Origin of the sequence: Aeromonas sp. L_1B5_3 (assembly GCF_963866575.1) — a bacterium.
Classification (GTDB): domain Bacteria; phylum Pseudomonadota; class Gammaproteobacteria; order Enterobacterales; family Aeromonadaceae; genus Aeromonas; species Aeromonas jandaei.
The window spans coordinates 103,016-122,864 of sequence record NZ_CAWMDN010000095.1; the positions used below are offsets into that span (position 1 = coordinate 103,016).

At 60.5% G+C, this 19,849-nt stretch carries 18 protein-coding genes; 12 read left to right on the top strand and 6 right to left on the bottom strand.

The genetic code is table 11. The annotated features are described in order from the left end of the window. Positions 1–8: 8 nt before the first annotated feature. From rluF to AACR93_RS06140, 3 genes are all read right to left on the bottom strand, one after another. A complete protein-coding gene (gene rluF / locus AACR93_RS06130) occupies positions 9–1,040 on the bottom strand; it encodes a 23S rRNA pseudouridine(2604) synthase RluF (protein WP_043849482.1) in 1,032 nt (343 codons plus the stop codon). A 435-nt stretch (positions 1,041–1,475) separates the two neighbouring features. Next, complete coding sequence (locus AACR93_RS06135) at positions 1,476–1,844, bottom strand: VOC family protein (RefSeq protein ID WP_040067818.1); 369 nt, start codon at positions 1,842–1,844, stop codon at positions 1,476–1,478. Positions 1,845–2,070: 226 nt separating this feature from the next. Beyond that, positions 2,071–2,538 carry a hypothetical protein gene (locus AACR93_RS06140; RefSeq protein ID WP_043849483.1) on the bottom strand — a complete coding sequence of 156 codons (468 nt, stop codon included), beginning with the start codon at positions 2,536–2,538 and terminating at the stop codon, positions 2,071–2,073. A 241-nt stretch (positions 2,539–2,779) separates the two neighbouring features. Between AACR93_RS06140 and AACR93_RS06145 the strand changes: the two genes are divergently transcribed. The 9 genes from AACR93_RS06145 to gloA all read left to right on the top strand — a co-directional run bounded on the left by AACR93_RS06145 (position 2,780) and on the right by gloA (position 11,063). After that, positions 2,780–3,424: an HNH endonuclease gene (locus AACR93_RS06145; RefSeq protein WP_082044031.1), complete on the top strand. Its 645-nt coding sequence runs from the start codon at positions 2,780–2,782 to the stop codon at positions 3,422–3,424. A 180-nt stretch (positions 3,425–3,604) separates the two neighbouring features. Next, positions 3,605–4,186, top strand: a complete 582-nt coding sequence (rsxA, locus tag AACR93_RS06150) for an electron transport complex subunit RsxA (protein ID WP_042031202.1) — start codon at positions 3,605–3,607, stop codon at positions 4,184–4,186. 2 nt (positions 4,187–4,188) lie between these two features. Beyond that, positions 4,189–4,767, top strand: coding sequence for an electron transport complex subunit RsxB (rsxB, locus tag AACR93_RS06155; protein ID WP_041208548.1), 579 nt, complete (start codon positions 4,189–4,191; stop codon positions 4,765–4,767). A gap of 2 nt (positions 4,768–4,769) precedes the next feature. Further along, complete coding sequence (rsxC, locus tag AACR93_RS06160; RefSeq protein WP_043849484.1) at positions 4,770–7,382, top strand: electron transport complex subunit RsxC; 2,613 nt, start codon at positions 4,770–4,772, stop codon at positions 7,380–7,382. Positions 7,383–7,426: 44 nt separating this feature from the next. Beyond that, entirely contained in the window at positions 7,427–8,479 is a 1,053-nt protein-coding gene (gene rsxD, locus AACR93_RS06165) for an electron transport complex subunit RsxD (protein ID WP_041208552.1), read from the top strand. Between the two features lie 43 nt (positions 8,480–8,522). Beyond that, entirely contained in the window at positions 8,523–9,155 is a 633-nt protein-coding gene (gene rsxG, locus AACR93_RS06170) for an electron transport complex subunit RsxG (protein ID WP_033113576.1), read from the top strand. Positions 9,156–9,173: 18 nt separating this feature from the next. After that, positions 9,174–9,935: an electron transport complex subunit E gene (locus AACR93_RS06175; RefSeq protein ID WP_372240870.1), complete on the top strand. Its 762-nt coding sequence runs from the start codon at positions 9,174–9,176 to the stop codon at positions 9,933–9,935. A gap of 16 nt (positions 9,936–9,951) precedes the next feature. Further along, positions 9,952–10,593, top strand: coding sequence for an endonuclease III (gene nth, locus AACR93_RS06180; RefSeq protein WP_033113577.1), 642 nt, complete (start codon positions 9,952–9,954; stop codon positions 10,591–10,593). 56 nt (positions 10,594–10,649) lie between these two features. After that, entirely contained in the window at positions 10,650–11,063 is a 414-nt protein-coding gene (gene gloA, locus AACR93_RS06185; RefSeq protein ID WP_005337610.1) for a lactoylglutathione lyase, read from the top strand. A 98-nt stretch (positions 11,064–11,161) separates the two neighbouring features. Here the strand turns inward: gloA and AACR93_RS06190 are convergent, their stop codons facing one another. Continuing rightward, positions 11,162–12,037, bottom strand: coding sequence for a flagellar protein MotY (locus AACR93_RS06190; RefSeq protein WP_197077920.1), 876 nt, complete (start codon positions 12,035–12,037; stop codon positions 11,162–11,164). 253 nt (positions 12,038–12,290) lie between these two features. Here AACR93_RS06190 and AACR93_RS06195 point away from each other — a divergent pair, with 253 nt between their 5' ends. Continuing rightward, positions 12,291–13,211, top strand: coding sequence for a hypothetical protein (locus AACR93_RS06195; protein ID WP_043849564.1), 921 nt, complete (start codon positions 12,291–12,293; stop codon positions 13,209–13,211). Between the two features lie 341 nt (positions 13,212–13,552). Here AACR93_RS06195 and katG read toward each other — a convergent pair whose 3' ends face one another. Further along, positions 13,553–15,739, bottom strand: coding sequence for a catalase/peroxidase HPI (gene katG, locus AACR93_RS06200; RefSeq protein WP_043849486.1), 2,187 nt, complete (start codon positions 15,737–15,739; stop codon positions 13,553–13,555). Between the two features lie 555 nt (positions 15,740–16,294). Here katG and AACR93_RS06205 point away from each other — a divergent pair. After that, a complete protein-coding gene (locus AACR93_RS06205) occupies positions 16,295–17,293 on the top strand; it encodes a DUF1176 domain-containing protein (RefSeq protein WP_043849487.1) in 999 nt (332 codons plus the stop codon). Positions 17,294–17,329: 36 nt separating this feature from the next. Here the strand turns inward: AACR93_RS06205 and AACR93_RS06210 are convergent, their stop codons facing one another. After that, positions 17,330–18,511: a DUF1615 domain-containing protein gene (locus AACR93_RS06210; protein WP_043849565.1), complete on the bottom strand. Its 1,182-nt coding sequence runs from the start codon at positions 18,509–18,511 to the stop codon at positions 17,330–17,332. Between the two features lie 257 nt (positions 18,512–18,768). On the opposite strand from AACR93_RS06210, the gene AACR93_RS06215 reads away from it, so the two are divergent. Next, on the top strand, positions 18,769–19,803 hold the full coding sequence (locus tag AACR93_RS06215) for a sterol desaturase family protein (protein WP_043849566.1): 1,035 nt from the start codon (positions 18,769–18,771) through the stop codon (positions 19,801–19,803). Positions 19,804–19,849 lie beyond the last annotated feature (46 nt).

Genomic DNA, 19,849 nt, shown 5'->3' on the forward strand with positions numbered 1-19,849 from the left:
GGGGCAACTCAGCGCCCCTTCTTCTGCCGTCCGCTGTTAGCGGTGCGCGGCTTGCCTGCGGCCGGTTTGCCACCCTTGGGTGCCCCTTTGCCTGCACTGCCCTTGCCAGCACCACCTTTATTGGCAGCCCCTTTGCCCGCGCCACCCTTGCCCACCGGCAGCTTCTTCTCGAAAGCTTCCGGGCCCGGCACATTGGGACGCCCGCCAATCTCGTGATCATCATCGCGGCGCGGCTTCTTGCCCTGCCCCGGCTTGGCGCTTGGCGCCGCAGGAGTCTTGGCCGCCTTGGGTTTGTCGCCTTTGGCCGGTTTCACCTCGGAGGAGGAGTCCTCAATCAGCTTGAACAGATCGATCAGCTCATCGTCGGTCAGATCGCGCCACTCCCCCACCGGCAGCCCCTTGAGGCTGACGTTCATGATGCGAATGCGCTCGAGCTTGGTCACTTCAAAACCGAAGTGCTCGCACATGCGGCGGATCTGGCGGTTAAGCCCCTGCACCAGGGTGATACGAAAGACGAACGGCGCCTCTTTCTTCACCTTGCACTTCTTGGTCACAGTCCCGAGGATCGGCACCCCGGCCGCCATGCCGCGCACAAACTCGTCGGTCACCGGCTTGTCGACGGTCACCAGATACTCTTTCTCGTGATCGTTGCCCGCCCGCAGGATCTTGTTGACCAGATCGCCGTGGTTGGTGAGGAAAATCAGCCCCTGCGAATCCTTGTCGAGTCGCCCGATGGGGAAGACCCGGGTGCTGTGGTTGACGAAATCGACGATGTTGTCCTTCTCGCCCGCCTCTGTGGTACTGACGATGCCAACCGGCTTGTTGAGGGCGATCAGCACCAGACTGTCCGCCTCGCGCGGCTCGATCACCTGACCGTTCACCTTCACCAGATCGCCAACCTGCACCTGATCGCCAATCCCGGCGCGCTTGCCGTTGATAAAGACGTGGCCCTGCTCGATAAAGCGGTCGGCCTCGCGGCGCGAGCAGATGCCGCTCTCGCTGATGTATTTGTTCAGGCGCATGGATTCGTTAGCCAGCATGAGTCACCTGCCAGTGGGGCTGAACCCCATCCTGTTGTACGGTTGCGTGCGTCGGCCATGCCGGACACATGATCTGCGGCATTACCCTCTCCACTACGTCGATTTTTTGCATACGGCTCCAATTTCAACGAGGCCAATGCCGGCCCATCCGGCAAAAAAGTGCGACACATTACCACATCGCCCGCCACTGCACGCCGGATTATCGCCAACTCCAGCGCACCGGCGACACAATTGCGGGCCGGCTCACAGCGCAAGGCCCCCCATCAGGGGTTATGGGGCAAACGGGGTTTGCCCGATTTCATGGCCAATAAAAGAGTCAGCAGTGGCGAGACAGGGGAGTACCGGAAGAGGCAAACGAGGGAATGGTTGCGCCCCGACCAGCGGCCGGGGCCAGCAGTTGATACGCCAACCCAACTCCCCTCGGCCGCGGCGGAGTCAGGGGTAGCGACTTATCTCGATCAGGTTCTGATCCGGGTCGAGGAAGTAGATTGACTCTATAGGCCCGCAAGCCCCGCTTTTGGTCACCGGCCCCTCGACAATCTCTACCCCGTGGCAGGCCAGCTGAGTCATCACCTGTTCCAGTGGCCAGCGGGTGATAAGGCAAACGTCCCCCGACCCCACCTGCGCCCGGTTGCGCGGCTCCTGCCCAAGCAGTTGCAGATTGATCTTCTGGTTGCCAAACCCCACCGCCCGGCGCCCCGCACCGAAGGTGATGGCCTCCATATTGAGCACCGAGCTGTAAAACGCCACGGCGCGCTCGATATCACTTACCGTCAATACCAGATGGTCGATATGGCTGATCATGATTCCCTCCTGGTGCTGATGCCGGCAACACGGCCGGTGGTGATAAACATGCAGCCAGCCAACCCGGCTGTCCGCCTTGCCAGCGGCATCTCCGCTCGTTTGCCATAGACATCACAGATACAGGAACGCCCCGCTAGCCCCTCCATCATACCGGGCCAAAGCACCCGCGACTGTGGTATGGCGCGCAAAGATGATCTGACGACTTGGCGGGCGCGATAAATCTCCATCAGCGCACTGCGGCACATGCCTTGTCCTGCTGGGCCAGCAGGGCTTCATCGTCACTGTCCATTGCCGCCAGAATCGCCTGATTGCAGGCCCGCTCTGCCAGCTTGGCCGGACTCTGTTTGGCATTCCCAATCTCGGCAATCATCGGCCTGTAGCTGACGGCGGCCGAACAATACATGGCGCGATATTTGGGCAGTTGCCAACTGCTGTCATCCTGCCGGGTCAGGTCATCGCACAGCTTGTGAAACAGGGCGGACGCCTTGACCGTGCATTGGCTAAAGCGCCGCACATCCTGCTGGTAGGGACGACAAACGCTCGGCTGCTGGATCTGCCAGAGCTGAAACGAGAAGGGTACTGATTCCCCCTCATACTGCACCGCAACCGTTTTAAGCTCGGTGCCATAGATATCTGAAATCTGCTGCTGAACCAGATTGAGATAAGCCGAAAAAAGATAGGAAACCGGATCCATCACCACCTCCCTGTGGCGTTAATCAGCCATCATCCTGATGACTGTTTGCCCGAACTAAAGCAGAGTAGCCTACTGATTTATTTGTGAAAATTTATGGATGATGCGCACGTTATCGCAAAATACCCAAAGAAAAATGGTGTCGTTTGAATTAACATCCTCAGCGATATGAGCGCGCTCGGATGGCACCCTATACCCTCTTGGCCACAGCGTCGTGCATTTTCCCCATGAGTAGGAGCAAACATTGAGCGATCACTGGACAGAAGAGGAGTTGCGCGCTGCCGTGGCGGCTTATCAGGATATGTATACCAAAGAGCAGCGTGGCGAACCCTTCGTGAAAAAACGCTATTACCAAGCGTTGGCCAGCCAATTCGGGCGAACTGAAAAATCCTTTGAGTTTCGGATGCAAAACATCTCTCACGTCTACCACAAGATGGGACGAAGCTGGGTCTCAGGGTTAAAACCGGCGACCCATGTCGGCGCTCACACCTTTGCTCATATCGAGCAGCTTATTCGCCAACAAGAAAGCACCTCTGCCGCTTATCTGTCCTCGGATACATCCAGCGTTCCCCAAGGAGTATTAGAACCACAAGCTCGCTCAACTGCGGCTAATAGCTATGGGCGAGATCCACAAGTACGAGAGTGGGTGCTAAAAAACGCAGCGCAGCGGTGTGAAGCGTGTAACTATCCAGCACCGTTTGTGACTGACTCCGGTGAGGTTTATTTAGAAGTACATCATCTGAAAGGATTAGCTGAAGGTGGCTCAGACACGATTAACAATACGGTCGCTCTATGCCCAAATTGTCATCGTGAGATCCATCACGGCTGCCATAGAACCGCCATGCAGGAGAGACTCTATCAACGGCTCTCTCGCCTTATTCGAGAATAGCTACCCGCTTTTAGGTAGATAAGCCTCTATCTTCGTGCTTTGACGAAAACTCCGTTGCTAACTTGGTCAAAACGGCCGGGAAATTATCCAGTTGCATAATAACCATGCGGCCTTGCGGTTGTTTAACGTGCCCTAACATCAGATAATGTTGCGGCCTTCAAACCGGATACCCGACCTTCGATGACTGAATACCTGCTTTTATTGATCGGCACAGTGCTGGTTAACAACTTCGTGCTGGTGAAATTCCTCGGCCTCTGCCCCTTTATGGGGGTCTCGGGCAAGCTGGAAACCGCCATCGGCATGGGGCTCGCCACCACCTTCGTGATGACCCTGGCCAGTGCCTGCTCCTATCTGGTGGAGCACTACATTCTGGTGCCGCTGGAGATCGCCTATCTGCGCACCCTCGCCTTTATTCTGGTGATCGCCGTGGTGGTGCAGTTTACCGAGATGGTGGTGCGCAAAAGCAGCCCGACCCTCTACCGCCTGCTGGGGATCTTCCTGCCCCTCATCACCACCAACTGCGCGGTGCTCGGGGTGGCGCTGCTGAGCATCAACGAGCGTCATGACTTCGTGCAGAGCGTGATCTACGGCTTTGGCGCTGCCACCGGCTTCTCGCTGGTGCTGATCCTGTTTGCCGCCATGCGCGAGCGACTGGTCGCCGCCGATGTGCCCGCCCCGTTTCGCGGAGTCTCCATTGCCATGATCACTGCCGGTCTGATGTCTCTGGCCTTTATGGGCTTTACCGGCCTCATCAAGATATAACCATGATCCATATTCTTTTTGCCATTCTGGTGCTGACCCTGCTGGCGCTGGCGTTCGGGATTATCCTGGGCTTTGCCGCCGTCAAGTTTCATGTGGAAGCAGACCCCATCGTCGATCAGCTCGATGCCCTGCTGCCCCAGACCCAGTGTGGCCAGTGCGGCTATCCCGGCTGCAAACCCTACGCCGAGGCGGTTGCCAACGGCGATCAGATCAACAAGTGCGTACCCGGTGGCGAAGCCACCATGCGCAAGATTGCCGACCTGATGGGGGTCGAACCCCAGCCGCTGGGCGGCAGTGACGAGGCCGCGGTGCCGGTCAAGAAAGTCGCCTTTATCCACGAAGATCAGTGCATCGGCTGCACCAAGTGCATTCAGGCCTGCCCGGTGGACGCCATCGTCGGCGCCACCAAGGCGATGCATACCGTGATTGCCAGCGAGTGCACCGGTTGCGATCTCTGTGTCGATCCCTGCCCGACCGACTGCATCGAGATGATCCCGGTGCCCACCACGGTCGATAACTGGAAGTGGGATCTCAATAACGTGCAGGTTCCGGGCAAGATTCCGGTCAGGTTGGTGGAGTAACCATGCAGTCTTTACTTGAACGCATCAAAGCCGGGAATATCTGGGACTTTCACGGTGGTATTCACCCCGCCGACAACAAACTGCAATCGAGCCAGAGCCCGGTCGAGCAGGCCGGTCTGCCGCCGCGCCTCATCATTCCGGTGCGCCAGCACGCAGGCGCCGCCGGTGACCTGCTGGTGCAGGTGGGTGACAAGGTCAAGAAGGGTCAACCGCTGACCCGTTATGCCAGAGGGCGGGTGGTGCCGGTGCACGCCTCCACCTCGGGCACCATCACCGAGATTGCCAACCACACGGTCGCTCACCCTTCGGGGCTTGACGATCTCTGCGTCATCCTCACCCCCGATGGCGAAGATGAGTGGGGCGAGCTCGACGGCAAACCCGATTACTGGAATCTGGAGCGGGGCGAACTGCTCGAGCGCATCCAGCAGGCGGGCATTGCCGGTCTTGGCGGCGCCGTCTTCCCCACCCACAGCAAGCTCGATGGCCGCGGCCAGCTCACCGAGATCCTGATCGTCAACGGGCTGGAGTGCGAACCCTACATCACCACCGACGATCGGCTGATGCAGCAGTACGCCGACGAGATCATGGATGGCATTCGGGTGCTCAAGCACCTGCTCAAACCGAAACTCACCCTGATCGGGGTGGAAGACAACAAGCCCGAGGCGATCACCGAGCTGACCCGTCACACCACCGACGAAGATGTGCTGGTCAAGACGGTGCCGACCAAGTACCCCTCGGGCGGTGCCAAGCAGACCATCGAGCTGCTCACCGGCCGTCAGGTGCCCAAGGGCGGCCGCGCGGTCGATATCGGCATCATGGTGCTCAACGTCGCCACCGTGTTTGCCATCAAGCGCGCCATTATCGACGGCGAGCCGCTAATCGAGCGGATCGTCACCCTCACCGGCGACAGCTTCAAGAAGCCCGGCAACGCCTGGGTGCGCCTCGGTACGCCGGTGCGCTGGCTGCTGCAGCGTTTCGAGCTGCAACCGGAAGCGGATCAGCGGGTGATCATGGGAGGCCCCATGATGGGCTTTACCCTGCCCCACGCCATGGTGCCGGTGGTCAAGGCGACCAACTGCCTGCTCGCGCCGACGCAAGCAGAACTACCCGCTCCCGGCCCGGAGCAGGCCTGCATCCGTTGCAGCGCCTGTGCCGATGCCTGCCCGGCCAGCCTGCTGCCGCAAGAGCTCTACTGGTACAGCAAGGCCAAAGAGTATGACAAGGCCGAGAAGCTCAACCTGATGGACTGCATCGAGTGCGGTGCCTGCGCCTGGGTCTGCCCGAGCGAGATCCCGCTGGTGCAGTACTACAAGATCGCCAAGGATGACATTCGCGAAGCCCGCGCCGAAGCCGAAAAAGCCGAGCGCGCCAAGCAGCGTTTCGAAGCCAAGCAGGCCCGTTTCGAGCGGGAGAAAGCGGCCCGCGAAGCGCGCCACGCCGAAGCCGCCGCCCAGCGCCGGCAGGCGATGACTGCCGCAGGTGGAGAAGATCCGGTGGCAGCGGCGCTGGCCCGTATCAAGGCCAAGCAGGATGCGCCCATCACCGCCATTGCGGCCACCGGCGAAGGCGTGCCCGACAATAGCGCTGTGATTGCCGCTCGCGAAGCGCGCAAACGGGAAGCGGAAGCGCGCCGCGCTGCCAAGCTGGCGGAGAGCGCAAACAGCGAAACAGCCGCTGCGCCGCAATCCGCCGAGGCGGTTGACCCATCCAGCGATCCCAAGAAAGCAGCCATCGCCGCGGCCCTTGCTCGTGCCAAAGCCAAGAAAGCGGCTCAGGCTGGCGATGCTCCTGCTACAGATAGCGCGGCCGAGAGCCAGCCTGCAGCAGACGCCGACCCGAAAAAGGCAGCGATTGCCGCCGCCATCGCCCGTGCCAAGGCCAAAAAGGCCGAAGCCAGTGGCGAGCCGGTAAGCACAGCCAACAGCGCGACAACCGACGCAGGCACGCAAGGCGATGCGCCATCTGCTGCCAGCGAAGCGGTCGATCCCAAGAAAGCCGCTATTGCCGCCGCCATTGCCCGGGCCAAAGCCAAGAAGGCCGCCCAGCAGGGTGACAGCGCTGAGGGCGATGTGACAGCCACCGAAGGCACCAGCGAAACGGCTGCAACCCAAAGCGATGCACCATCTGCGGCCAGCGAAGCGGTCGATCCCAAAAAGGCCGCTATCGCCGCAGCCATTGCTCGCGCCAAGGCCAAAAAGGCAGCCCAGCAGAGCGACAGCGCTGAGGACTCTCTGACTGCCACCGAAGGCACCAGCGAAACGGCTGCAACCCAAAGCGATGCGCCATCTGCGGCCAGCGAAGTGGTTGACCCCAAGAAAGCCGCTATCGCCGCAGCCATTGCGCGAGCCAAGGCCAAAAAGGCGGCCCAGCAGGCAGCGGAACAGGGTGAGCCAATGCAGGCAGCAGAAGGGGCTCGCGGTGAGCAAGCACTCGCCGAGCCGGTGAGCGAGGCCGTGGCCGAACAGGCCGTTGCCGAGGCGAGCGTTGACCCGAAGAAGGCAGCCATCGCCGCTGCCGTCGCCCGCGCCAAGGCGAAAAAACTGGCTGCTGAAGCGGCCAGGGCCAGTGGGGCCACCCCGGATGAGGGCTCATCATCCGACGCCGAGCCGCGCTGATGCTCGCTGGCCCATCGTTAAACAACGAGGTAATGCACTAATCCATGTTCAATATCGCGACTGCGCCGTTTGCCCATAACCGCAAACAGACCCGAACCCTGATGCTGCTGGTGATCCTGGCCTGTGTGCCGGGCTTGCTGGCCCAGACCTGGTTCTTCGGCTGGGGCTCCTTTATCCAGATCCTGATTGCGCTGGTGACCGCGCTGGTGAGTGAGGCGCTGGTGCTCAAGCTGCGGGGCCGCCCCGTCAAACCGGCCCTGATGGATGGCAGCGCCGCCCTCACCGCCGTGCTGATCGGTCTCTCCCTGCCGCCGCTGCTGCCGTGGTGGATGATGGTAGTGGGCACTGCCTTCGCCATCATCATCGCCAAGCAGCTCTACGGCGGGCTGGGTCAGAACCTGTTCAACCCGGCCATGGTGGCCTACGTGCTGCTGCTGGTCTCCTTCCCGGTGCAGATGACCAGCTGGCTGCCGCCGGAGAGCGTGCGCGCCTACAGCCTCGGCTTTGGCGATGCCGCGTCGGTCATCTTCACCGGCTTTAGCCTCGACGGCTACAGCATGGCCCAGCTCAAGCAGGGGGTGGATGGGCTGACCATGGCGACCCCGCTTGATACCCTGAAAACCGGCCTGACTCAGGGGCTCACCACCGGCGAGATCCTGAGCGGCCCGCTGTTTGAGGGTTGGGGTGGCATCGGCTGGAGCTGGGTCAACCTCGGCTATCTGCTGGGCGGCCTCTTCCTGCTGCAACAGAAGGTGATCAACTGGCGCATTCCGACCGCTATTCTGGGCTCCCTGCTGGCGGCGGCGACCCTCGGCTACCTGATGAGCCCGGATGCGACCGCTACGCCGATGTTCCATCTCTTTAGCGGCGCCACCATGCTGGGGGCCTTCTTTATCGCCACCGATCCGGTCAGCGCCTGCACCACCCCACGCGGCCGCCTGGTCTATGGCGTGCTGATCGGGGTGCTGGTCTACATCATTCGCCGCTTTGGCGGCTACCCGGATGCCTTCGCCTTCGCCGTGCTGCTGGCCAACCTTTGCGTACCCTTTATCGACAGCCTGACTCGCCCGAAAGTGTATGGAGCCCGTCGCCAATGATGTTTCTGCCCTCTTTCCCCATCACAGCTGACGGAGCCCGGACATGTTAAAGAGCATGCGCAAGAACGGCCTGATCCTGGCCATGTTCGCGCTGGGCTGCACCGCACTGGTGGTGCTGACCAACGAGTTGACCAAGGACAAGATCGCCCACCAGCAGCAGCTGGAGAAGTTGCAGACGCTGGAGGCGCTGCTGCCTGCCGGCAGCTATGACAACGATCTGGTGACCAGCTGCAAGCTGGTGACCAGCAGGAAGTATCTGGGCAGCGATCAGCCGCAAGCCCTCTATACCGCCAGCAAGAATGGCGTGGTGACCGGCTATGCGCTGGAGGCGATCGCGCCGGATGGCTACAGCGGTGCCATCCGCATCGTGGCGGGCTTTGATGCCAAGGGCACCGTCAGTGCGGTGCGAGTGCTCGCTCACAAAGAGACCCCCGGCCTTGGTGACAAGATCGAGCTGAAAAAATCCAACTGGATCAACAGCTTTACCGGAAAGTCCCTGACCGCCGACAATGAATCCGAGTGGGCAGTGAAGAAGGATGGCGGCGAGTTCGATGCCTTTACCGGTGCCACCATCACCCCCCGTGCCGTGGTCAAGGCGGTGAAAAACCTGCTGAAACTGCAGCACGAGCACCCGGAACTACTCAGCAACGCCCCGGCTTGTCCGGCCGCACAATAAACCGGAGTCGACCCCGTCATGACACAGATGGAACAGATTGAAACGGGCACCGCCCCGATCGCCGAGCTGGAAAGCCGCAAGGGCGAGCTCAAGGAGCTGATGGTACAGGGGCTGTGGAAGAACAACCCCTCGCTGGTACAGGTGCTGGGTCTGTGCCCTACCCTCGCCGTCTCCTCCACCTTTACCAATGCGCTGGGGCTCGGCCTTGCCACCATGGCGGTGCTGGTCTGCTCCAACCTCGCCATCTCGCTGGTGCGCAACTGGGTGCCGAAGGATATCCGCATCCCGGTCTACGTGATGATCATCGCCTCACTGGTGACCAGCGTGCAGCTGCTGATGAACGCCTACACCTATGGCCTCTATCAGGCGCTCGGCATCTTTATCGCCCTGATCGTCACCAACTGCATCATCATCGGCCGCGCCGAGGCCTATGCCTCCAAGAACCCGCCGCTGCTGGCGGCCCTCGACGGTCTGATGATGGGGCTGGGCTTTACTCTGGTGCTGCTGGTGCTTGGCACCATGCGCGAAATCATCGGCATGGGCACCCTGTTTGATGGTGCAGATCTGCTGCTGGGCGAGTGGGCAAAATCCCTGCGCATCGAGCTGTTCCACGCTGATGCCAGCCTGCTGCTGGCCATTCTGCCGCCGGGCGGCTTTATCGGACTGGGGCTGCTGATCGCCGCCAAGAACGCCATCAACGAGTGGCGTGACCGCAAGCAGGCGACCACAGTAGCTCACTGCAATGTGCCCCCCGTCCGTGCCCGGGCGACCCAGCTATGACACCACGCGAGGCTGCATGAACAACCAGAAACGCAGAGAGATACTGGAGCGACTGCGGGAGCACAATCCCCACCCCACCACCGAGCTCAACTTCAACTCGCCGTTCGAGCTCTTGATCGCCGTGCTGCTCTCGGCGCAGGCAACCGATGTCAGCGTCAACAAGGCGACCGACAAGCTCTATCCGGTGGCCAACACCCCGCAGGCAATGCTGGACCTCGGGGTGGAGGGGCTCAAGAGCTACATCAAGACCATTGGCCTCTTCAACACCAAGGCCGAGAACGTCATCAAGACCTGCGCCATTCTGCTGGAGCGCCATGGCGGCGAGGTGCCGGAGAATCGCGAAGCGCTGGAAGCCCTGCCGGGCGTCGGCCGCAAGACCGCCAACGTGGTGCTCAACACTGCCTTTGGCTGGCCCACCATCGCCGTCGATACCCATATCTTCCGGGTATCCAACCGCACCGGCTTTGCAGTGGGCAAGAACGTGGATCAGGTGGAGGAGAAGCTGCTTAAAGTGGTGCCCGCCGAGTTCAAGCTGGATGTCCACCACTGGCTCATCCTGCACGGACGTTACACCTGTCTGGCTCGCAAGCCCCGCTGTGGTTCCTGTATCATCGAGGACTTGTGCGAGTACAAAGAGAAGGTCTATCCCGAAAGCTGATAGCCTCGCAACCGAGATTGAAAGCAGTACACATCACCAACCCGGAGAACTGAGCAATGAGAATTCTGCATACCATGCTGCGTGTCGGCGATCTGCAACGCTCCATCGACTTCTACACCCGCGTCCTTGGCATGAAGCTGCTGCGCAAGAGCGAGAACAGCGAGTACAAGTACACCCTGGCCTTCGTCGGCTACGGTGACGAGAAAGATGAAGCGGTGATCGAGCTGACCTACAACTGGGGGGTGAGCGAGTACGAACTGGGCTCAGCCTACGGCCATATCGCGCTGGAAGCGGACGACATCTATGCCACCTGTGAAGCACTGCGCGCCGCCGGAGCCAAGATCACCCGCGAGCCGGGCCCGGTCAAGGGCGGCACCACCGTGATCGCCTTCGTCGAAGATCCGGACGGTTACAAGATTGAGCTGATTGCCAAGAAAGATGCCGGCACCGGCCTTGGCGACAGCTTCTAAGCGGCCCGGGTAAAAACGCCCGATGGCAGGATCAAAAAAGAGCGCGCTGGCGCTCTTTTTTATGCTTGTCTTTATGCTTGTCTGATTGGGCTGCCGGGCTAGATCTCGCCGTTGCGCCCCATGCTGATGACCACCCGCCGGTTCTTGGCACGACCCTGCTCGGTTTCGTTGGAGGCAACGTGCTGCTTCTCGCCATGCCCCTCCACCGAGACCTTGCCGGGATCGAGCCCCAGATCGACAAATACCTTCTTGATGGCATCGGCCCGCTTTTCCGAGAGTTTCTGGTTGGTCCAGCGGCCGCCGTAGCTGTCGCTGTAGGCGTCGATCACCACCACATCGATGCTCTTGTCCGCCTTGATATATTCGCCGATCATCGCCAGCCGTCGTTTGGATGAGATGGAGAGCTGATCGCTGTTCTTGTCGTAGGTGAGCACGCTAAAGGCGATATCGTTGAAGCTGTAGGGCAGCAGCCCGCTCTGACAGTCAAGGAACGCCTGATATTTGACCCGGAAGTTGACCGACGAGAGCGACACCCGCACCGACCGGTTCTGGCGATACCAGTCCCGGTACTGGAAAGTGGGCATGTTGCCCCCCTCCAGCTCGTCGAGCATGGTCCAGGCGGTCTGTCCCTCAACCAGTCCATCAAACTGCTGATAGAAGTGGAGCTGGCTCACTTCCCGCCCTGCAATGCCGGGACGCCAGACCGGCGGCATGATGCCAAGGCTCACCGTCTCGGTTCTGGCCTGTGGCCGTTTGCCCTTGAGCTCGAAATCGAGATTGATCTTGCGCCCGGCGCGGCTGACAAAGGCCCCCGTACCCCAGTTCGGGATCGGGTGCTCAAGACGGCACTCTATCTGGGTATCGGAGGTCAAACGCCAGACGGATTGATCCAGACCGGCACCGAATTCGGTCACCCCAGCCTGTACCTGCATACTCACCGATATGCTGATCAACCCCAACTTCCAAGCGTCCAACGGCTTGTCCTCCACACGATCTCATATGGAGTATCGGCCGCGGACAGGCAACCTTTAGCAGCAAAACTGCAAAGGGCTGCCGCTGGCGGCAACCCCTTGCCTCTGTTGAAAAAAATCGGGATAGCAGTGGCAATCACAGCATCTGATACGCGCCAACGGCAGCGGATCTCGCTACAGTAGAGCCAGAGTGACAGGATGTCGCCGTGCAGGAGCAAGACGCATGTTCAGACCCTTCCCGCCCTTGTGGCCCCTTATGCTGGCCATGCTCGGCAACGCCGCCCAGAGCGCAACTCAGGATGAAGAGTGGGCGCAGCAGCGGGCCAATGCCGTGCTCTCCCTGATGAGCTTTACCGTGGTGCCGGACATCACCGCCAGCGATCTCTCCCTCGGCAGCGGCAGCGGCCAGTCGGCCGCCCTCAGCATGGCGCAGCTGGGCGGTGGCGCGACTATGAGCGAATCGTTCCCTATCTATCTGGAGGGGGCACTCGGCTTTAGTCGCTACGATCCCCAGTTTGTCATGAGCAACGGCAGCGAGAGCCGCACCATCCCCACCCGCTGGAACAGTGCCACCGCCTCGGGCGGCGTTGGCTGGGATATCTCCCTGCACAGGGATAAACAGGGCGGCCACTGGGTACTGCGCCCCATCGTCAATGTCTCGCTGGGCACCATGGCCAGCGATATTCGCATCGGTAACTGGCTGCTCGATCGTACTAGGGGCTACTCCCTCGACTTTCTCGAGAACGGTCAGCTCAATATGTACGGGCTGGGTGGCTCGCTGATGGTCGACTACGAGCTCTTCTCCAAAACTCAGGATATCGATGCCGAACTGCGTTACTCCTACCAACACCTGCAGAGCTTCGGCAATACCTCGGAGAGTGTGCGTGGCAGCGCCGAGGCGGAGAACCTCGGCCTCTATCTGCGCCGCCGGGCGCCGGTGTTTGACTGGACCCTGCTCGATCGCCCGCTGCGCTATGTGATGGAGGGTGCCCGCACCGAATACCTCGGCGAGCAGCGTGGGCTGCTCGGCTTCAATGCCCTCAACTCGCTGGGGCTCGGCCTTGAGATAGACAGCAGCAAGTACCACATCATCGTCAGCCGCACCCGGCTGGTCGCCCGCTATATGTTCAGCAACAACACCCGCGGCTACTCGGTCGGACTGGCCATGAGCTTCTGAGCTGAGCGGGATATGCGTGGGATAAAAGAGAGATCGGGCAGCCTTTTCCGGGCGGGTTCCCGGCCATATGCACCGCCAGTGGCGCTATTTGGGATGTGGCAACCACCCGGATGACGCCGAATTAATAAAGTAAAGTGTTTATTAATTCCGCGCTATTCAGCCTGCAAGGGAGCGACCCAAAGAGCAAAGCGGCCTTCATCCGCTCGAAAGTACCGACAAACGGCTCCCTCCGATCTGATGACAAAGGGTGATCGGGCCACAAAATGCCCCTTTTCACTCTCTGTTGGCGCCAATAAAAACGCCAGCCTTGCGGCTGGCGTTCTCATTGGGGTTGAAGCGACTTATTTCAGATCGAAACGGTCGTTGTTCATCACCTTGACCCAGGCCTTGACGAAGTCACGGACGAACTTCTCCTTGCCGTCTTGCTGGGCATAGACCTCGGCGTAGGCGCGCAGCACCGAGTTGGAGCCAAACACCAGATCAACCCGGGTAGCGGTCCACTTCACCGCGCCGCTCTGGCGATCCACGATCTGGTAGCTGTTGCGGCCAGTCGGCTGCCAGCTATAGGCCATGTCGGTCAGGTTGACGAAGAAGTCGTTGCTGAGCACCCCGACCCGGTCGGTAAAGACGCCGTGGGCCGAGCCGCCGTGGTTGGTGCCAAGCACCCGCAACCCGCCGACCAGCACCGTCATCTCGCGGGCGGTGAGCCCCAGCAGCTGGGCACGGTCGAGCAGCATCTCCTCCGGCTGCACCTTGTAGTGCCCCTTCTGCCAGTTGCGGAAACCATCGTGAACCGGCTCGAGGAAGGCGAACGACTCGGCATCGGTCTGCTCGGCGCTGGCATCGCCGCGGCCCGGCGCAAAGGGGACGACGATATCAACGCCGGCCAGCTTGGCCGCCTGCTCCACCGCCGCGCTGCCGCCCAGCACAATCAGGTCGGCGATGCTGACCGGCTTGCTCAGGGTGGCCTGCAGGGCGATCAGGGCGTTGAGCACCTTCTCGAGGCGAGCCGGTTCGTTGCCTTCCCACTCTTTCATCGGCGCGAGGCGAATGCGGGCACCGTTGGCCCCGCCGCGATAATCGGAGCCGCGGAAGGTGCGGGCACTGTCCCACGCGGTAGCGATCAAATCGGCTGGCGCCACGCCGCAGGCCAGCAGTTTGGCCTTGAGCTCGCTCACTTCCTTGTCGGAGAGCTGGTAATCCACCGCCGGAACCGGATCCTGCCATACCATGACTTCGCCCGGCACTTCCGGCCCCAGATAGCGGCTGCGCGGCCCCATGTCGCGGTGGGTCAGCTTGAACCAGGCGCGGGCAAAGGCGTCGGAGAAGAGCGCTTGATCCGCAGCGAAGCGCTCGGAGATCTCCCGGTATACGGGGTCAAAGCGCAGCGCCATATCCGCATCGGTCATGATGGGATTGCAGCGGATGGAGGGGTCTTCCACGTCCACCGGGCGATCTTCCTCCTTGATGGCGACGGGCTCCCACTGCCAGGCACCGGCCGGGCTCTTCTTGAGCCACCAGTCGTGACCCAGCAGCATCTTGAAGTAACCGTTGTCCCAGCGGGTCGGGTTGCTGGTCCAGGCCCCTTCAAGGCCGCTGGTCACAGTGTCACGGCCGATACCGCGGCTCTCGTGGTTGATCCAGCCCAGTCCCTGCTCGTGCACATCGGCCCCTTCTGGTGCTGGCCCCAGTTTGGCGGCGCTACCGTTGCCGTGGGCCTTGCCGACGGTGTGACCACCGGCGGTGAGCGCCACTGTCTCTTCGTCATTCATCCCCATGCGGGCAAAGGTGACGCGCATATCGTGGGCGGTTTTCAGGGGATCCGGGTTGCCATCCACCCCTTCCGGGTTGACGTAAATCAGCCCCATCATCACCGCCGCCAGCGGGTTCTCCAGATCCCGTTCTCCGCTGTAACGGCTCCCTTCGCTGCCGCTCGGCGCCAGCCACTCCTTCTCGGAGCCCCAATAGACATCTTTTTCCGGATGCCAGATGTCCTCGCGGCCACCGGCAAAGCCGAAGGTCTTGAGCCCCATGGATTCATAGGCAACGTTGCCCGCCAGGATCATCAGGTCAGCCCAGGAGATCTTGTTGCCGTACTTCTGTTTGATCGGCCAGAGCAGACGGCGGGCCTTGTCGAGGTTGCCGTTGTCTGGCCAGCTGTTGAGGGGAGCGAAGCGCTGGTTGCCGGTGTTGGCGCCGCCACGGCCATCGGTCGCGCGATAGCTGCCGGCGGAGTGCCAAGCCATGCGGATCATCAGGCCGCCGTAGTGGCCCCAGTCGGCCGGCCACCAGGGCTGGCTGTCGGTCATCAGGGCATGCAGATCTGCCTTGAGGGCATCGTAATCGAGGCTGTTGAAGGCGTCGGCATAATCGAAAGTCTCATCCATCGGATTGGTCTTGCGGTCATGCTGATGCAGGATGTCGAGGTTGAGGGCATTGGGCCACCAGACTTGATGCTCCTGGCTGGCAGAGGTATTGGCACCGTGGGCAAAGGGGCACTGACCGGCCCCGCTAGCGTGTTTGTCCATCTTCAGATCCTCATTGTGGTCATAATGACGGCGAAACCCTTCGCTTCGCAGTTGAGACTAGCCTACCCCCCACCGCCCACTTAAAAAACCGAATAAAAAAGTTCAATTCAATCTGGTTTTGCGATTGAACTATCTCGTCACCGGGTAACAAACAGAACAATGCAGGCGCTGGCAGAGTAGTCATGGCATAGATCACACAAGCTTGTTGAACCCACTGTTAACATATGGCCATTACACATCAGACGACAGCGTTGAAATGGACTTCACACCTGTTATTGCAGTTCTGCTGGGCCAGCTCTGGTATCTGCTGCCCCTGCTGCTGATTGCGCCCCTGAATTCCGCTACTTTCCTAGACATTCCCAGATCCTCAAACTGAGGTCATTTAGGATGGGTTATTCGCAAGCTGCGATAATCCCCTTCAGGTCTAGCACGCCTTGATGACCTTCATTGCCATCACGCACAACACTGAGCAGACAGACGAATACAGTCCAGATGGCGGTCAAAGCAATGCAAGAGCCATGGTATGCTCTATAAAGTTCTCACTGGAATCCATCGATGCTTATATCTACCCTCTTGGCCACCATACTGGCCACACAACCCGAAGCCCTATATTTTGCCCATAAAGACTGGGAGATCGCCTGCGACAATACACGTACATGCCGAGCCGCAGGTTATAGCGCAGAATCAGGGGGACTCTCGGTTTTGCTCACCCGAGAGGCTGGTGCCAAAGGCAAATTGCATGCAGAGCTTGCCATCGCAGAAGTTGATGGACAGGCACCGGCAGCCCCCGCTGATGGTTTGATCACACTGCGCATCAATGGTGAAATGCTTGGCACCGTAAAAGAGCGGACTCCGTTCAGCCAGCCCCAAATCGAAGCACTCGTCCGAGCGATCAAGGGGACTGGCAAAGTGGTATTTGAATGGAGCAAGCATCAGGAACAGCTATCCGGCGCCGGAGCCTATGCCGTTTTTCTCAAAATGGATGATTTCCAAGGCCGTCTCAATACCAGTACAGCCCTGACCAAACAGGGCCCATTACCCACCACATCCATTCCTCCTGCCTTGGCGGCTCCCGTGATCCACGCTGGCGCCGTAGCCGCAGGCAACCTCTCCCGCCCGCTCACCAAGCCGGAACAACAGAGCATTGGCAAGTGGCTGAAGCTGCAAGTCGATAAAGACACCTGTCCCATGGTCGACGAAAATTCAGAGGGTGGCATGCTTTATCCCCTGAACCAAGAACGAGCCTTGGTTCAGCTACCCTGCTGGCTCGCAGCTTACAACGACGGTTCCGCCTTCATTGTGATTGACACGAATCTTGATACCGCCAGTGCGACCCTCATCAGTACTGATGCAAACGGTTATGGAATGGGTGAACTGAGTGCCTCACATAAAGGAAGAGGGATAGGAGATTGTTTTTCTCTCGAAAGCTGGGTGTGGGATGGCAAAACCTTCGTGCAGAGTGAGCAAAGCACTACCGGAAGCTGCCGCATGATTGCACTGGGGGGAACCTGGCATCTACCGACCCTGACCAGCAAGGTAGTCAAAGCACAGTAAACAAGGGCGGCCAATTGGCCGCCCTTGTTGTGTTTCTTAGCGAATGGTCGCCATCTGCCGCACGCAGCGCTGCTCCCTGTCATCCACCCGCTTGGCAAACCAGGCGGTGGTGAGGTTGCGGGTGATCTTGGGGCTTTTTAGCTGAATACCCGGCAGGATGGCGCGGGGCAACCGCTTGCCCGCTTTCTGGTCTGCCAGCGTAAACACGCGATGATAGAGGTCGCTCTGGCCAAATTCGGCGGTATCGCCAAGTTTGAGGCTCTGGTGGATCGCCTGCTGGCTCATGTTGATCCGGCTGGCGATGGTATAGACCGCGAGTTCCGTCTTGCCCGGCAGGTCGGAGTCATAGCGGATCAGATCGCCATCCAGAGCCAGCGTGGTACCGCTCAAACGGCTGACAGCAGCCTGAAAGGCGGCGTTGCGACTGGCATACCAGCCGGCGTTGAAGTCAGCGAAACGGTAGAGGGTATCAGGATACTCCGCCTCATAGCCGAAGATATGTTTGGTACCAAACCAGATACCGCCGCGGCGGGTAAAGACTTCGTGGCGGATGGACTCCTTGACCGGATAGGGGTAACCACGGGTATTGGCCTCGGCAAAGGCGATGCTCACCTGCATCGGGCCGCCGGTATGCACCGGGTTCATGTTGCCAAACAGGGTCTTGCCCATCGGCAGCATGCTGATCATGTCCTCGAAAATTTCGCTCATCTCCCGCTCGGTGCGAAGCGCATCGATGCGCTCGGCATAGCTCTTGCCGGTCGGAGAGTTGATGGAGAGCGCGGCCCGCACCATAAACTCGGGGATCAGCAGCTTGGCCGCCCGCGAGTTGATCTCCTTCCAGGCGATCTTGCCAAGGCCCGGCACCACGGGGTCGGCCTGATAGGTCGCCTCCTGCTCTGCCACCGCCAGCACGGTACAGACGTTGTGGTCATTGACTGTCACCCCCTGGGTAGTGAGCGCCGTCACCACATCGTTGGCCCACCCCTGCTTGTCAACCACATGGCGGGGCAAAAACCTCACGATGCGGCTCTTCATGTCCGCCGGCTTGCGCGGCTGCATGGCTGGCGGGGTCGCCTTTTTGGCGGGCACTGTCGCGCCCGTTGTGTCGCCAGGTGCAGGGGCAGAAGCGGGGTCGCTGGCACAGCCGGCCAGCAGCAAGGGGATCAGCAGCGCCAGCGTGCGCATGGCGGGGGAAACAGAAAAGAGAGAGAGCGTCATCGGATATCCGGTACTGAGGCTGGAGGCAAACCCGCCCGGCGGCGGGCGCACACATGATGGCTCATTGTAGAGAATTGATCCACAAGGCTAAAGTCCCATCGCCTCGCCCCTCTCCCCAAGCAGACAGGGGTTGCCGCAACAGGAGCGCCACCAGATATACCCCGACAACAGGTATGACCCGACAACAGACATGGGCTTTTATCGAGAGTTGTTTACATTTAGAATGCCGCCGCCAGGATGCTCACGGTATGGACCCTATGGATACGCTCGCCCATCTCTTTGCTTACGTGCAGCAGTGGCTGCTCACTCCGATCTGGCACTGCCTGACCGGACTGCTTGATTTCAACGGGCGGCTTGGGCTCCCCTTCCTGCTGATATCCGGCCTCATTGCCTACCTCCTCTACCGTGTGCGCCGGCGCCAGCAAGGCCCGGCAGCGGGCAATTTCGCCCGGTTTCTCGGTGGCAGTGCGATCTGGCTGCATCCCTCAGCCCTGCTCGATTATCAGTACTATCTGGTGCGCGCCCTGCTCCATGTGGCCCTGATCGTGCCGATCCTGACCCTGCTCAACCCCTGGCTTTTGCAGGCAACAGATATTACCTCCGCGCTTACCCGCCTGTGGGGGGAGCGTCCCCGTCTGGCCGAGGCTAGCTGGCTGATGATGCTTTATGGCCTCGGGGTATTTCTGGTCAGCGATTTCGTCCACTACTGGCTGCACCGTTTCTTTCACAGCCGCTGGCTGTGGGAGTTTCACAAGGTGCACCACAGCGCCACCGTGCTGGTGCCGCCGACCGCCAGCCGCATTCATCTGGTGGAAAAGCTCTCTGAAATCCTGCTCAAGGGGAGCGCTCTCGCCCTCTACTCCGGTGCCTTCTACTGGCTGTGCGGAGGAACCGTGCGCCCCTACACCCTGTTTGGGGTGGGCTATCTGGTGCTGATCTTCAACTCGCTGGCCGCCAATTTGCGCCATAGCCATATCTGGCTGTCGTTTGGCCCGCGGCTGGAGCATATCTTCAACAGCCCGGCCCAGCACCAGATCCACCACAGCCGGGATCCCCGCCACTTCAACCACAACTTCGGTATCAATCTGTCGCTGTGGGACTGGTGGTTCGGCACTCTTTACGTCACCAGCCACCAGCCAGAGCCGCTCACCTTCGGGGTCGGCCCGAAAGACAATGTGCGCTACAGCCGTCTGGGCGCGCTGATCCTGCGCCCCTTTCTGGTCACGGCCCGCAAGCAGTGGCATGCCCTGCCCCGTCCTCGCAGCCGCAAGCCACAGCCTGATTTAAGGTAGTTTCGCTCTGCGCCCGATAAGTCCGCTCCTCGCAGCCCCCAACCCG

Coding starts and splice junctions, on each gene's coding strand:
- rluF (WP_043849482.1), bottom strand. CDS start 1,040: ATGCTGGCTAACGAATCCATGCGCCTGAACAAATACATCAGCGAGAGC.
- AACR93_RS06135 (WP_040067818.1), bottom strand. CDS start 1,844: ATGATCAGCCATATCGACCATCTGGTATTGACGGTAAGTGATATCGAG.
- AACR93_RS06140 (WP_043849483.1), bottom strand. CDS start 2,538: ATGGATCCGGTTTCCTATCTTTTTTCGGCTTATCTCAATCTGGTTCAG.
- rsxA (WP_042031202.1), top strand. CDS start 3,605: ATGACTGAATACCTGCTTTTATTGATCGGCACAGTGCTGGTTAACAAC.
- rsxB (WP_041208548.1), top strand. CDS start 4,189: ATGATCCATATTCTTTTTGCCATTCTGGTGCTGACCCTGCTGGCGCTG.
- rsxC (WP_043849484.1), top strand. CDS start 4,770: ATGCAGTCTTTACTTGAACGCATCAAAGCCGGGAATATCTGGGACTTT.
- rsxD (WP_041208552.1), top strand. CDS start 7,427: ATGTTCAATATCGCGACTGCGCCGTTTGCCCATAACCGCAAACAGACC.
- rsxG (WP_033113576.1), top strand. CDS start 8,523: ATGTTAAAGAGCATGCGCAAGAACGGCCTGATCCTGGCCATGTTCGCG.
- AACR93_RS06175 (WP_372240870.1), top strand. CDS start 9,174: ATGACACAGATGGAACAGATTGAAACGGGCACCGCCCCGATCGCCGAG.
- nth (WP_033113577.1), top strand. CDS start 9,952: ATGAACAACCAGAAACGCAGAGAGATACTGGAGCGACTGCGGGAGCAC.
- gloA (WP_005337610.1), top strand. CDS start 10,650: ATGAGAATTCTGCATACCATGCTGCGTGTCGGCGATCTGCAACGCTCC.
- AACR93_RS06195 (WP_043849564.1), top strand. CDS start 12,291: ATGCTGGCCATGCTCGGCAACGCCGCCCAGAGCGCAACTCAGGATGAA.
- katG (WP_043849486.1), bottom strand. CDS start 15,739: ATGGACAAACACGCTAGCGGGGCCGGTCAGTGCCCCTTTGCCCACGGT.
- AACR93_RS06205 (WP_043849487.1), top strand. CDS start 16,295: ATGCTTATATCTACCCTCTTGGCCACCATACTGGCCACACAACCCGAA.
- AACR93_RS06210 (WP_043849565.1), bottom strand. CDS start 18,511: ATGACGCTCTCTCTCTTTTCTGTTTCCCCCGCCATGCGCACGCTGGCG.
- AACR93_RS06215 (WP_043849566.1), top strand. CDS start 18,769: ATGGATACGCTCGCCCATCTCTTTGCTTACGTGCAGCAGTGGCTGCTC.